Source organism: Nocardia sp. NPDC057440 (genome assembly GCF_042802915.1).
Classification (GTDB): domain Bacteria; phylum Actinomycetota; class Actinomycetes; order Mycobacteriales; family Mycobacteriaceae; genus Nocardia.
In genome coordinates, this window is sequence record NZ_JBHVDF010000018.1 from 91,674 (window position 1) to 105,457 (window position 13,784).

At 67.3% G+C, this 13,784-nt stretch carries 12 protein-coding genes; 5 read left to right on the plus strand and 7 right to left on the minus strand.

Translation table 11 applies throughout. The features are described 5' to 3' along the window. Positions 1-144 precede the first annotated feature (144 nt). Positions 145-816, minus strand: a complete 672-nt coding sequence (locus tag ACFU4Z_RS29970) for a DUF3043 domain-containing protein (protein WP_379069556.1) — start codon at positions 814-816, stop codon at positions 145-147. Between the two features lie 218 nt (positions 817-1,034). Here ACFU4Z_RS29970 and ACFU4Z_RS29975 point away from each other — a divergent pair, with 218 nt between their 5' ends. Both ACFU4Z_RS29975 and ACFU4Z_RS29980 read left to right on the plus strand, forming a co-directional pair. Further along, a complete protein-coding gene (locus ACFU4Z_RS29975; protein ID WP_379069559.1) occupies positions 1,035-1,385 on the plus strand; it encodes a HesB/IscA family protein in 351 nt (116 codons plus the stop codon). Between the two features lie 252 nt (positions 1,386-1,637). Beyond that, positions 1,638-2,606 (plus strand): carbohydrate kinase family protein, encoded by a 969-nt coding sequence (locus ACFU4Z_RS29980; protein WP_379069562.1) that lies wholly within the window; start codon positions 1,638-1,640, stop codon positions 2,604-2,606. Positions 2,607-2,627: 21 nt separating this feature from the next. Here the strand turns inward: ACFU4Z_RS29980 and ACFU4Z_RS29985 are convergent, their stop codons facing one another. Then, positions 2,628-3,044 carry a CBS domain-containing protein gene (locus ACFU4Z_RS29985; protein WP_379069564.1) on the minus strand — a complete coding sequence of 139 codons (417 nt, stop codon included), beginning with the start codon at positions 3,042-3,044 and terminating at the stop codon, positions 2,628-2,630. A gap of 123 nt (positions 3,045-3,167) precedes the next feature. After that, complete coding sequence (asnB, locus tag ACFU4Z_RS29990) at positions 3,168-5,111, minus strand: asparagine synthase (glutamine-hydrolyzing) (protein ID WP_379069567.1); 1,944 nt, start codon at positions 5,109-5,111, stop codon at positions 3,168-3,170. Positions 5,112-5,581: 470 nt separating this feature from the next. Here asnB and ACFU4Z_RS29995 point away from each other — a divergent pair, with 470 nt between their 5' ends. Continuing rightward, positions 5,582-6,568, plus strand: a complete 987-nt coding sequence (locus ACFU4Z_RS29995) for a cytochrome c oxidase subunit II (protein ID WP_379069711.1) — start codon at positions 5,582-5,584, stop codon at positions 6,566-6,568. A gap of 13 nt (positions 6,569-6,581) precedes the next feature. Then, positions 6,582-6,998: a cytochrome c oxidase subunit 4 gene (locus ACFU4Z_RS30000; protein WP_378679352.1), complete on the plus strand. Its 417-nt coding sequence runs from the start codon at positions 6,582-6,584 to the stop codon at positions 6,996-6,998. A gap of 404 nt (positions 6,999-7,402) precedes the next feature. On the opposite strand, the gene ACFU4Z_RS30005 is transcribed toward ACFU4Z_RS30000, so the two are convergent. The 3 genes from ACFU4Z_RS30005 to ACFU4Z_RS30015 all read right to left on the minus strand — a co-directional run bounded on the left by ACFU4Z_RS30005 (position 7,403) and on the right by ACFU4Z_RS30015 (position 10,738). After that, entirely contained in the window at positions 7,403-7,699 is a 297-nt protein-coding gene (locus ACFU4Z_RS30005) for a hypothetical protein (RefSeq protein ID WP_379069569.1), read from the minus strand. Positions 7,700-7,833: 134 nt separating this feature from the next. Continuing rightward, complete coding sequence (locus tag ACFU4Z_RS30010; protein WP_379069572.1) at positions 7,834-9,111, minus strand: FAD-binding oxidoreductase; 1,278 nt, start codon at positions 9,109-9,111, stop codon at positions 7,834-7,836. 52 nt (positions 9,112-9,163) lie between these two features. Beyond that, positions 9,164-10,738 carry an alkaline phosphatase D family protein gene (locus tag ACFU4Z_RS30015; RefSeq protein ID WP_379069575.1) on the minus strand — a complete coding sequence of 525 codons (1,575 nt, stop codon included), beginning with the start codon at positions 10,736-10,738 and terminating at the stop codon, positions 9,164-9,166. 1,825 nt (positions 10,739-12,563) lie between these two features. Here ACFU4Z_RS30015 and ACFU4Z_RS30020 point away from each other — a divergent pair. Beyond that, positions 12,564-13,055: a DUF4189 domain-containing protein gene (locus tag ACFU4Z_RS30020; protein ID WP_379069578.1), complete on the plus strand. Its 492-nt coding sequence runs from the start codon at positions 12,564-12,566 to the stop codon at positions 13,053-13,055. Between the two features lie 7 nt (positions 13,056-13,062). Here the strand turns inward: ACFU4Z_RS30020 and ACFU4Z_RS30025 are convergent, their stop codons facing one another. Next, the gene (locus ACFU4Z_RS30025; RefSeq protein WP_379069581.1) at positions 13,063-13,731 is read right to left on the minus strand and encodes a phosphoribosylanthranilate isomerase; all 669 of its coding nucleotides are present in this window, start codon (positions 13,729-13,731) and stop codon (positions 13,063-13,065) included. Between the last annotated feature and the right edge of the window lie 53 nt (positions 13,732-13,784).

Sequence of the window (13,784 nt, forward strand, 5' to 3'; positions counted from 1 at the left end):
CACTTTCGCTGTGCGGGTGGCCCGTTTGTGCTTCTATATCCGCCCCCCCCGCCGCGCGGGGGGGGGGGGGCCCCCCCCCCCCCCGGGGCGGCCCCCCCCCCCCCCCCCCCCCGCTCTGCTGTGCGCTGTCGGGTTCTATCCGCCTTATACGGCGTCGCCCGGGGTGACCCGCGGCTTCGGCGCCCGCATCTTGCGGATCTGGGATGCGCGCACGAAGGCGTACCAGCCGAGCCGGTAGCCGGTGTCGGTGCTGTCGGGGAACCGCTCGCGGACCCGGTTGTTCACGATCCGGCCGAGCAGGAAGCCCTCGGCGATCATGAATGCCATCATGACCAGCATCGCCAGAGTGACGATGGTCTGCAGCGCGGGCGCGACGAACATCGACAGGATCAGCACCAGCGCCATCGGCATGAACAGGCCGACGAGGTTTCGCCTGCCGTCGACGATGTCACGCACAAACGCGCGCACCGCGCCTTGATCGCGTGGCAAGAGGTATTTGTCCTCGCCTGCGAGCATCCTGGCGCGCCGCTCCTGGGCGGCGAGACGCCGCTCCGAGGAGGCCGCTTTGCGGTCTTCCCTGCTGCCGCGAGTGGCCTTGCGCCGGGCGCGAGCCTCCTTCGCGGTGAGTGGTGCGGGAGCGACCGGACCGCGGCGCTTGCCTTGCGCGTCACGACGTTTCGGAGTGGGACGGCCCTTGCCCTCGGTGGCCGGGGCCGCCATCCGGGTGGAGCCCGCGGCCGAGCCGCCGTCCGAGCCCGCCGTCACTTCGGCGCTCTCGTCGGTGGTGCTGGACTCGCCGCGACGGAACAATTTCACAGCGACCAGGCTATTCGATGCGGTACGCGGCAGGAAATGCGGTCGGTTCCGCGAGCGTGCGGGGGGTGTCCGGCGTGCCGCCGCTCACACAGCACAGTCGTGTGCTCCTCCCGCGGGTGATGATGGCAAGATAGGGAATAGCAGCCTGCGGAACGGTGTTGACAGCCACGAGCCGTGTGCTGTTCACGGGTTGAACACAGCTGTCCCTAGGAGAGTTCATGACTGTGCAGAACGAGACCGAAACCCACGGTGCGACGCTGACCGAAGCGGCCGCTCTGAAGGCGAAGGCGCTGCTCGACCAGGAGGGTCGCGACGACCTGGCACTGCGCATCGCGGTGCAGCCCGGTGGTTGTGCCGGCCTGCGCTACCAGCTCTTCTTCGACGACCGCTCGCTCGACGGTGATCTCGTCGCCGAATTCGGTGGCGTCACGCTGGCGGTCGACCGGATGAGCGCCCCCTACGTGCAGGGTGCCTCGATCGACTTCGTCGACACCATCGAGAAGCAGGGCTTCACGATCGACAACCCGAACGCCACCGGTTCGTGCGCCTGCGGCGATTCGTTCAACTGACGACGGAGAGCGGCTTCTCCTGCTGACGAGGCTGGGCTCGCACGCATCCGGGCGCACCATCGGTGCCGCCGGATTCGCGTGGCGGGCCCACCGTCGGTTGTGGGGTAGCTGAGCCGCTGCTGTCGAGCAATCCCCCTTGACACCCGGGCGGCGGTTGATGTTCGACGGATGTTGTTGTTGATACGGTGAAGTCGTCGCCGGGTGTTCTACCTCGGCGTGTCTTCCTGTCGACAGCTAAGGACCGCGAGCCTCGTGACTATCGCAGTATCGGCATCGATTGCCACCGACCACCTGATGCGTTTTCCCGGACGGTTCGCCGACGCGCTGTTGGCCGACCAACTCGACCATGTGTCGCTGAGCTTCCTCGTCGATGATCTGCAGATCCGCCGCGGTGGGGTCGCGGGCAATATCGCCTACGCCATGGGCCTGCTGAACCGGACGCCGCTGCTGGTCGGCGCCGTCGGCGCCGATTTCGCCGAGTACCGCGCCTGGCTGGAAGCCCACGGTGTCGACTGCAGCGGCGTGAAGATCTCCGACCGGGCGCACACCGCGCGGTTCGTCTGCACCACCGACGACGATATGGCGCAGATCGCGTCGTTCTACCCGGGCGCGATGAGCGAGGCCCGCGACATCAATATCGGCGATCTCGCCGCGGAACACGAGCTGGAGCTGGTGCTCATCGGCGCCAACGATCCCGACGCGATGCTGCGGCACACCCAGCAGTGCCGTGAGCTCGGCATCCCGTTCGCCGCCGATCCGTCCCAGCAGCTGGCCCGCCTCGACGGTGATCAGGCCATCCAGCTGATCGACGGCGCCGCTTACCTTTTCACCAACAAGTACGAGTGGGCGCTGCTGCTGCAGAAGACCGGGCTCAGCGAGGAAGAGGTCGCGCGCCACGTCGGCATCCGCGTCACCACCCTCGGCTCGAACGGCGTACAGATCGTCGACCGCGACGGCACCGAGGTGCGAGTGTCGGTGGTCCCTGAGACGAACAAGGTCGAGCCGACCGGAGTCGGCGACGCCTTCCGCGCAGGCTTCCTCACCGGCCATACCGGGGGTCTGAGCCTGGAGCGCAGCGCCCAGCTCGGCTCGCTGATCGCCGTCCTCGTCCTGGAGACCATGGGCACCCAGGAGTGGACCCTGAACAAGGATGATGCCTTGGAGCGCCTCACCAAGGCGTACGGCATCGAAGCCGCCGACGAAATCAAGCCCCTGTTGTAGGCGGGTCCTGGCCCACCCGGATCACGATCCGGCGTGGGCCCGGGTGAATTCGCCGAGCTGGGCGGCATCCAAGTGATCGACCAGGTCGGTTTCGCCGATCGTGCCGATCAACCGCCGATCCTCGATCACCGGGAGGTGCTTGATGTGGTGACTGTTCATCTCGTCGAGCACCTTCGTGAGGTCCGAGTCGGAGGTAACCCAGCGAGGGGTGCCCGAACACAGATCGCCCACTGTGGTCCTGGCCGGCGGCAGCCCTTCGGCGACGCACCGGACGACGATGTCGCGATAGCCGATGACGCCGCACATGCGGTCGTTGTCGTCGCCGACCACCAGCGCGTCGACATCGCGTCTGGCCATAATGCGCGCGGCGTTCTCCACGGTCTGCTCCTTGGAGACCCACTGAGCCCCTGACTTCATGATGTCCCTGGCCGTGGTCACGACGGCACCTCCTGACTGACCGGCCTGCCCGCTCACCCTGAGCAATTCATTCTCTCCCTGCTCGGGCATGCTGTATAGCTTTCGAGCGAACGTCGGGCGCACCGGCCGGTCAGGTGCGAAGAGTTACAGCGAGACCGGGTAGGCAGGCTCCTGGATATCGGGGGTGATGCGGTTCTCGACGAAGATGCCGTGCCAGATCATGAACACCAGCAGCGTCCACAGCCTGCGACTGTGATCGATGCGGCCGGTGCGGTGGTCGTCGAGCATGCCCTTGATGGCGCCCTTGTCCAGCAGATGATCAGTCTGCGATTCCGCGATGGTCTGCTGAGCCCAGTCGTAGAGCTCCTCGCCGCGCAGCCAATGCCGCAGCGGGACCGGGAAACCGAGCTTGGCGCGGTGCAGCACATGCGGGGGCACGATGCCCTCGAGTGCTCGGCGCAGCGCGTATTTGGTGGTCTCGTTGGTGATCTTCTGCTCGAAGGGCACCCCTTCGGCGACCCTCAGCACCTCGGCGTCCAGGAACGGCACCCGCAACTCCAGCGAGTTGGCCATGGTCATCTTGTCGGCCTTGACCAGGATGTCGCCGCGCAGCCAGGTGAACAGGTCCAGATGCTGCATGCGCGCCACCGGGTCCCAGCCGTGCGACTGCGCGTAGATCGGGGCCGTGACGTCCTGGTGGGTCCATTCGGGCCGGAAATCGCGCAGCACCGACCGCAGTTGCGCGTCATTGAAGCTGCGCGCATTGCCGTAATAGCGCTCTTCGAGGGTGAGCGAGCCGCGGTGCAGCAGGCTCTTGCCCCTGGTGCCCTCGGGGATGCGGTCCGACAGCTTGCCCGCGAGCTTGCGCAGCCCGCCGGGCAGTCGCTCGAAAGGCTTCAGCGACAACGGCTCCCGGTAAATGGTGTAGCCGCCGAACAGCTCGTCGGCGCCCTCGCCGGACAGCACGACCTTGACGTGCTTGCGGGCCTCTTTCGCCACGAAGTACAGCGGAACCAGCGCCGGGTCGGCGACCGGATCGTCCAGGTACCAGACGATTTCGGGGATCGCGGCCGCGAACTCGGCGGGAGAGACGGTCTTGATGACGTGCCGTGCGCCGATCGCCTCCGCGGTCTCCGCGGCCACATCCGCCTCGGAGTAGCCCTCGCGCTCGAAGCAGCTGGTGAAGGTGATCAGTTTCGGGTTGTGCCGCATGGCGAGCGCCGCCACCGCAGTGGAGTCGATGCCGCCGGACAGGAATGAGCCGACGGTGACATCCGCGCGCATGTGCTTGGCGACCGAGTCCTCCATGGCCTCGGCGATCTCCCGGTAGCGGGCGGCCGCCGAGCCGGGCGCGAAGGGCCGCACCTGGAATGTCGGCGCGAAGTATCGGGTCACCTTCGGCGCCTCGCCCTGGCGCAGGGTGGCGTGGCTGCCGGATTCCAGCCTGCGGATGTCGGCGTGCAGCGTCTCGGGCTCCGGCACGTACTGCAGCACCGTGTAATGCTCCAGCGCGCGCGGGTCGAGTGCGTCGGTCAGTCCGAGCGCGGGCAGCAGTTCGAGCAGGCTCTTCTTCTCGCTGCCGAACGCGGTGCCGCCGGGGCCGGTGGCAAGGAACAGCGGCTTGATGCCGAACGGGTCGCGCGCCAGGAACAGCTCCTGGGTCTCGGTGTCCCAGATCGCGAAGGCGAACATGCCGCGCAGCCGCCGCACGGCCTCGGGGCCCCAGTAGTGGAACGCCGCGACGATCGCCTCGCTGTCGCCCTCGGTGTCGAAGATCTTGCCGTCGGGGAACTCGGCCGCGTGCGCCTCGGCCAGCTCCGCGCGCAACTCCAGGTAGTTGTAGATCTCGCCGTTGAAGGTCAGCGCGTAGCGCTGCCTGTTCTCCGGCGGACCCCAGCGCAGCGGCTGGTGCGAGTGCTCGATGTCGATGATCGACAGGCGGTTGAAACCGAAGATCAGGTGGTCGTCGTGCCAGGTGCCACGCTCGTCGGGACCGCGGTGGCGGACGCAATGCAGGGCGTTGTACACCTGCTCCACGGTGTCCGGTGCTGCGACGTCAGATGTCAGAAATCCGAGCAGTCCACACACGGGGTCGGCAACCTCATTTCCTGCGGTCGGGGCGCGTGCCCTGATCCATGACGGCACCGCGCCCAGGGGAGGAAGACGCGGCGATCGAAATACAGTGTCCGAGTATGCCGCACGCGCGGAATCCATGCGTCGCACACCCGTGGCCACGTCATTTGGTACCGGCGGAGTGTCGAATGCGACCCGACGACAAAGCAGACGCCGGTTTGGTCTACGCTGCGTAGTACTCAGGCCATTCTCAGGTGGTGCGTGCGTGAAAGCGACGCCCACGTCCGAACGGCTTGAAACGTGCTTAGAACGTAGCGCCGAGGCGATCGCAACCTCGGCGGTGCAATGTCGGAATGTGTGGCGACCAGGAAGGCGTGAGCGTGGCGCACAAGGCGAGCGAAGAGATCGGGGCACGACCCGCGAGGGGTCGGCAGGGCCGGATCCTTCGGCGGGCCGGGCTGGCGGTGTCGTTGGGCATCACCGCGATGCTCGTCTCGGGCTGCTCGATCGACAATGTTTGGCTGCGGTTCGGCTGGCCCTCGGGTATCACGCCGCAGGCCACTCGGATGCGTGAGCTGTGGACCTGGTCCGTCGTCGCCGCGTTGGTGATGGGCGTGCTGGTGTGGGGTCTGACCTTCTGGACCATCACCTTCCACCGCAAGAAGAAGGACTCCCCGGAGTTCCCGCGCCAGACCGGCTACAACGTGCCGCTGGAGTTGACCTACACCGCGATCCCGTTCGTCATCATCGCGGTGCTGTTCTACTTCACCGTCGTCGTGCAGAACTACGTGCACGAGAAGGTCGGCAACCCCGACGTCACCGTCGACGTGACCGCCTTCCAGTGGAACTGGAAGTTCGGTTACCGCAATGTCGACCTCAAGAACGGCTTCACGTTCGACGGCATCGATACCGCGCGTGAGGCCGCCAACCAGGAGCAGCTCGAGGAGTACAAGGAGCGGACCAAGGACGGTCACCCGCAGCCGGGCCCCGTGCACGGCAAGCCGGAGAACGACATCCTGTCCTACCTGCACTACGACAAGATCGAGACCGTCGGTTCCAGCACCGAGGTTCCGATTCTGGTGCTGCCGACCGGCAAGATCATCGAATTCCAGCTGGCCGCCGCCGACGTGGTGCACGCCTTCTGGGTGCCGGAGTTCCTGTTCAAGCGCGACGTGATGCCGAACCCGAAGGAAAACCATTCGGATAACGTCTTCCAGATCACCAAGATCGAGAAGGAAGGCGCGTTCGTCGGGCGGTGCGCCGAGATGTGCGGCACCTTCCACTCGATGATGAACTTCGAGGTCCGTGCCGTGTCGCCGGAGAAGTTCGCCAAGTACATCGAGTCGCGCAAGACGGGCAAGACCAACGCCGAGGCGCTCGAGTCCATCGGTGAGTCTCCGGTCGCCACCTCCACGAGGCCGTTCAACACCGACCGCACGACCAAGAGCGCGGCCGCGGCCGACAGCAAGTGAGGACTGATCTGACATGAAGATCGAAGCGCGGATTTTCGAGCTGCTCACGGTGTTCTTCGTCATCGTGGCAATCGTGTACGGCTACTTCACCGGGCAGTCGCGCACCGGCGTCGAGTGGGCGGGCACCACCGCCACCGTGCTGACCGCCGGCCTGTCGCTGATCATCGGCACCTATTTCCGGTTCGTCGCGCGTCGCCTCGACCTGCGTCCCGAGGACTACGAAGACGCCGAGATCGTGGACGGCGCGGGCGATCTGGGCTTCTTCTCGCCCGGCAGCTTCTGGCCCATCACCCTGGCCGCCGCGGGCTCCATCACCGCACTGGGCTTCGCGTTCTTCCAGCTCTGGCTGATCGCCATCGGCGTGGTGTGTGTCCTCGGCGCCGCCGCCGGTCTGGTGTTCGAGTACTACCTCGGCCCGGAGAAGCACTGAGCTAATCCGCCTCTCCGCGTATTCAGGCCGGATCTGGGTGCCGCGATAGTGGCGTCGGCGGCTGGTGGTCACCTGGTTGGTGAGTTGGCCCGTGCCCGGTGAGTTACCCATGTGCTCGCGAGATCAGTTGCCTTGTTCAGAACGAAGCGCCCCATCGGAATCCGATGGGGCGCTTTGCGTTCGGCTGCCCGTCCCGCATAGCCGAGCAGACCCTCTCGGCGGGCCTCAGATGCCGAAGGCGCGCATGAGGCGGTGGGTGGAGCGTGGAGCGACGCCTGCCAGGCCGCGAAGGGTACGGGCGAAGCGGGGCTCGAGGCGAGCCGGGCGGGTGCGGATGGCGGTTTCGATCCAGTGGGCCGCCGCGGCGGGCTCGCGGGCGGGGTCCTCGCTGCAGTGCGCGATCGTCACGCCGTTGTCCGCGCGGTGCGCGCGATAGTGCACAGAGGTGGCCTGGATGCCGCGCGACACCAGCTCGCCTGCCCACCCGTGTCGGCGATCGCCTCGCAGGCCGCGACCAGTTGATCGCCACGCCGGGCGACGAGTAGTAGCTGGGCGCCCTGCGCGGCGAGTCGCGCCGCGGTGACGCGGCCGAGCTCGGAGGAGGCGTCGGTCACCAGCACCCGAAGACCTTCGAGCGATTCGGCGGGTCGTTGCCGCTTGCGATCGGTGAATCGGGTTGGGGCGGGACGAAATTCGAGCATCGGAACAGCATCCTTCACAGGAGATGAGCTGAACTGACGCATCGACACCCCGCCGACAGTGCCGAAGTCGACCGCCCGGGCCCGCCGACAGCGACGAGCTACCGGCCGGCGACTATGTGCGGCGCAACAGGATTCTAATCCGTGGAGTCGTAGCGCAGGGCCTGTTCGGAGTGGCAGATCTCATCGATTCCGGACACGATGTCGCGCAACAGTTCCGAGGGCAGCGCCGAGGGCCGCAAACGGCAGGTGAAGGTGATCAGACCGTGGTCCTCTGTGGGCAGATTGTGCACCGCGGCCTCCGACTGCAGGTACTTCGAGCGCACGCCGTAGGTCATCGCGGAGATGACGGTGAAGCATCCGGTCCGCTCCCGGTGTCCGGCAAACAGATCGTGCAGCCGGTAGAACACCGAGGTGTAGCTCGACAGCGGCGCGAAAATGGCCACCCGGTAGGCGGGTCCGCGCTCGGACGAACTGATCACCGTATCGGCGAGGTATTCCGCATCGCGCAGCGTCAGCACCTTCGGGGCGAACATCAGCGCGCCCGCCGCGGCGTTGCGCACCGGGGCGCCCGCGCGACCGCCCGCGGCAGAGGCGATGACACCCAACGACTTTCTGGTCTTGGTGCCGACCTCACGCCGCGCGCGCAGCGATCGGGTCGGCGTGGTGGGGTAGAGGCTCGACCACTGGCCGAAGCGCACCGTGCCCAACTGCACATGCCCGGTACCGACCGGCCGCGACACCTTCAGCGGCGCGGTGTCGACCCAGCGGCCCACCTGCAGCGCCGCGTTGCCTGGGCGGGCGACCTCGGCGTAGGCGTGTTCGACGAAGGAGTCGAAATCCAGGAACCGGTCGGCGTTGGTGGTCAGCCAGGTGTGGTCCTTGTCGATGTCGACCGCATCGAGGGTGAGCGCGGTGATGATTCCCGCCCGCCCGCCCGCACCGAGGATCCGGTGGAAGCGCTCGGTGTGGTGGTTGCGTCCGCAGGTGCCGATGCGCCCGTCCGGATCGACGTATTCCAGATCGACGATCTGGTCGATGAACATGCCGTACTTGTGCGAGGCGGTGCTCACACCGCCGACCGACGCGAAACCGCCCGCGGTGATGTCGCGGTGGTCACCGACGATCGGCAGGCCGAGGCCGTGCGCGCCGAGTCTGCGGTCGATATCGGACAGCTTGGCGCCCGCTTGCACCCGCACCGTGCGCCTGCCGAGATTGATGTCGAGCACCGCGTTCATCTGCCGCAGCGAGAGCACCGTGCGTTGATCGGGCAGCGAAAGCCCGTCGTCGAACGGTTCACCGCCGCGCACTGTGAGCCGATCGACCCGGCCGCGTGAATCTCGTACAGTGCGAACGACATCCGCAGTGTCACGGGGTAGATATTCTTCGGCGGCGACAGTGTGCGGCGTGCTCATGGCACGAAAGCTAACCACAGCGTGGCCTCCCCTGCTCGCCCGAAGTCGTCACTTATCCACCCTGCGGGGAAAGCCGCTGGCTGAACAGCACGGATCCGGTCGCGTCGCACAAATTGACCGTCAGTTCCCTTGACTTGCCGTCGATCAATACCTCACCGAAATGTTGGAAGGCGCCGTCGAGCGGTGTGGTGTTCTGGACGGGTGGGGCATGCACGAAGACCGCTTCCGGACCGAAGGTCGCGTCCAGCGGATTCGGGCCGAACGCACCGGCATTCAGCGGTCCGGAGACGAATTCCCAGAACTCGTCGAAGTCGGTGAACGTGGCGCGTTCGGGTGCATAGCGGTGGGCCGCCGTGTAGTGCACGTCGGCGGTCAGCCAGACGACACCACCCACCTTGTTCGCCTTGATCGCCGAGAGCACTCGGGCGATCTCGGTTTCGCGGCCCGACGGCGCGCCGGGATCGCCATTGGCCGGGCCTTCGTAGGCGGTGGTGTCCTTCTGCTCACCGTCCTTGACGATCACGCCGAGCGGCAGATCGTTGGCGATGATCTTCCAGGTGGCCGTGGAGTCGCGCAGCCCTTCGATCAGCCATGTCGTTTGTGCGGGACCGAAGATGCGTCCGCTGGGTCGGTTGTCGATGTCGTTGGTGTCCTTGTAGCTCCGCATGTCCAGCACGAAGACCTCCAGCAGCGGGCCGTAGGAGATCTTGCGGTAGAGGCGTCCGTCGACCGCCTCCTTCGGCTCCAACGGCATCCACTCGTGGAAGGCTTGCCAGGAGCGGGTCGCAAGAGTGTCCATGCCGCGCTCGGCGTAGCCCTTGGACGCCGCGACCAGGCCGCCGGGGTACCAGTTGTTGACCGTTTCGTGGTCGTCCCACTGCACCACCTGGGCGACCGAGCTGTTGAAGCGACGGTAGTTCTGGTCGGTCAGGTTGTAGGCGAAGTTGCCGCGGAACTGGTCGAGGGTCTGGGCGACAGCGCTTTTCGCCTCCGTGACCACATTGCGCCAGGTCCGGCCGTCGGGCAGCGTCACCGATTCCTGCAGCGGGCCGTCAGCGTAGATGGAGTCGCCGGAGTGGATGAACAGGTGGGGGTCGCGCGCGGCCATGACGGAGAAGATCTTCATGCCGCCGAGGTCGGGGTTGATGCCGTAGCCCTGGCCGACGACATCGCCCGACCACTGCAGCGTGATATCGGAAGCGCCGGTCGGGACCGTGCGGAAGACGCCGGTGACCGGTTCGGAGCGCGCGCCGTCCTCGCCTTCGAGGGTTACCCGGTAGTGCACCTGCTGCCCTGCGGGCAGGCCGTTGACACGCACACGGCCGGTGCCGTCGGAGGCCGGGGTCAGCAGCGGACCGGCGAAGCGCTTGGCGCCGGTGAAGGATTCGGTGGCCGCGGTCTCCACGATCAACGTCGCGGGCTGATCCGAACGCGCCCAGATCAGCGCGCCGTCGGTGCGCGGGTCGCCGACCGCGACGCCGTGGGTGAGATTCGGGCGGCTGCGGACCAGCGTGGGACCGTCGTTCGACGAGCAGGCCGCCATCGCGGGAGTCGCGACGAGGCCGACCCCAGCGGCACGCAGCAGGGTGCGTCGGGAGACTCCGAAGTCCGAACCACCGAGAATCATGGGAGCAACCTTTGCGCAATGAGCTCAACGGCGGGTGAACGGGTGTTGTCGGGATGACTCGGCTTTGCACAATGATCACACGGCAAGCGGCCCCGAATAGAGCAGTTGCCCGATATCGGTCCGTCGGCGAGCGCTGGCGCCATTCCGGCCATCGCCCTCCTGGATATGCCCTCAGCTGATGGGATCGGAAAGGGCGGCCACCGCAGCCACACGCTCTGGAATCCATACCGGTTGCGCCCGGTGGCGACCGGTCGATGGAATCCACTGGGCCGGAACCGAACCGCCGGCTTCCGTCAGTGCTACCGGAACGGCGCGTGTGTAGCGGCGAACGCGCTGCGGCCGCAGCTCTCGGGGTTCGATCGCACTCCGAACCGCTTCGATCCGGCCGCCTGGCCGCCGCGTAAAGCCCAATTTGGGCGGGTTCCTCTGCCGCCGAAATGGTTGCGGCGTAACCTCTTACGCGGCGTCGGGCGGTTGCCCGAAGTCTGCGGCCGATGCGACGCCCCGAGCGAGGAAGTCGGGGCGTCTCATCGGTGCCGTCGGATCGCGGCCCGGATCCCGTTGGTGCGGAGCGGGAGTCCTACCGTGCGGGCAAAAGTCTCGCGGCACAGTGCTGCTGCCGCGACGAGCATATGGCGGACTACTCCGCGCGCGGCAGTGGCGGGAGCGACCACGATGGCGAGCCCGCAGGCGGCAGCTTCGACGTGCGGCACGACTCGAGCCGTCGTTCCTCGGTGGCGGTGCGTTGCGGCGGCGCGTCCGAGCCGCAACGGCGTTGCGCATGCCTTCCGCTATCGCGTGCGATCCGGCCCCGGCACTGCTGTAGTACAGCGAGCTGCTCGCTGTTCTCCGCGCGCTCGATCTCGGGCTGCCGCTCGGAGTGACCGAGATCATCGAGCCGCCATCGGAACTGCAAGTCACTCACCACGGCTGTCGAATTCGCGCTCCACATGGTGTGCGGTGGTTTGCGACCCTCGCAGGTCGAGCGCCCGACGGATAGGGTGGGGCCGCTGGATTATTCGGACGAGAACGATTGGGGGGACGAATGTCATCCCCGCACGGGCGCAACCCTGAGCAGCCCTACCCGCCCCCACCCGGGCAGCGATACGCGCCAGGAACGGCCTATCCGCCCGCCCGCCGCCCGGCCGCCGAACCGCCGCATCCCTCCGAGCCGGTCCGCAGGCCGCGGCAGCAGCCCCCTGCCGGACAGCAGGAACCGTCCAGGCCGCCGTATCCGATGCGTCCGTCCGGGGATGAGCCGGGCCGGCCGTATCCTTCCGAGCCTGTGCACCGGCCGCGCGAGCAGTCCGGGAGGAACTCACCCGAGTCCGTCCGCCCCCCGAGCCGGCAGCGTCCGCCTGATCCTTCGTCTCCGGCCGGGCGGCGGCCGCTACCTGGATCCGTCGGTCCGCCAAGAGAACAACCGCAGGCCGGGCAGCCGCCTCGGCCCCAGCAGCCGTACCCCTCCGCCTCCGGGCGACCACCCGGCGCGCAGTCGCCGTCCGGACGCCCGCACCTACCTGGGCCTGCCCATCCACCGAGGCCACAGCCGCCGGTCGAGCCTTCGCCTCCGGCCGGGCCACACCGGGGGTCCTACCGGCCGGGAGCGTTGCGCCCGCCCACGGAGCAGTCCCCGGCCGCGCCGGATCCGAATGGACCTGCGCGTGCGCCGAGGCGGCCGCCTCCGGATGCGCCGCGTGCGTCTCGGCAGCCATATCCGGACGAATCCGAGCGGGTTCAGTTTCGGCGGTCCGCACGGGCGGAGCAACTGGACGAACCGGAGGAGCTGCTCGACGAAAACGATGGCGCCACCGGGTTTGTGGTGGTGTTCGGTTCGATCCTGGTCGGGGTGCTCGCGATCACCGCGATCATCGGTGTGCGTGAGTACCACGAGCAGGCAGGCATCAAAGCCACGGGCGCCGGTGAGAACCGAACCACCACATCGGCCGCCCCCACCTCGGACAAACCGGTAGCTCCCGCGACCGTGGCGGCTACCACCACACCCGTGCCGAACGCCGATGATCGCTGGATCGCGGCCACCTATAACGCGCAGTCCGACAAGGTGTCGTGGGTCCGCAGCCAGGTCAGCGGCGAGGACGCGGCGCAGGAGGCCGAAGCTGCGTGCGGCGCCGGCTGCCCACCCGCCCGCTGGTCGCACAACGGCTGCATCAGCCTCGTCATCGGTTACATCGACGGCTGGGGTTCCGAACGGGGCGAAACCATTGCCGAGGCCGAAAGCAAAGCGATCAGCAACGCCGAAACTGTCTACGGCATTTCCGGGCCTTTCAGCCTCTGGACGAAATGCGCTCTCGAGTAGCCGGCTGCTATCGGGTGTGACCGGTCCGGTGCGCCGCGGTCACGAATGCCGCGCAGGCGTCGGGATTCTTATCGCCCGTGGCTGTTTCGACTCCGCTATTGACGTCCACCGCGAACGGATCGACTCGCGCAATCGCTTCGACGATATTGTGCGGTCCCAGTCCGCCCGCGAGGATCACCGCGCGGCCGAGACCGCGCAGCGCGGTCACCACGGTCGCACTCACCGACCAGTCATGGGTCTGTCCGGTGCCGCCGAGCCGGTTTTCGGTGCGCGAATCCAGCAGCACAGCATCGCAATCCGACGCCGCCCGCAGCGCGGCATCGACCGCATCCGGCCCGGCCACATGGATCGCCTTGATGATCTTGCGACCGCGGGCGTTCACACGCACCGCGCGGAGGGTGTCATCCGATACCAGGCCGTGTACTTGAATCGCATCGACGCCGACCCGTTCGGCCAGCTCCAGAATCGCGTCCGCGGCTTCCAGATGGGTCACCAGTACCCGAGTGACGAAGGGCGGTACCAGACGGGAGAGTTCGGCGGCCCGCTCGGCGTCGAGCGCGTCTTCGCTGACATGGGTGATACCCGAGATGAAACCGACGGCATCGGCCCCGGCCGCCAGCGCAATGCGCAGATCGGCTTCGGACCTGATCCCGCAGATCTTCGCGCGCACCGTCACGGATAGACGATAACGGCCGGGCGCGCGGACTCGTGCGCTCCCGGCCGGACGAA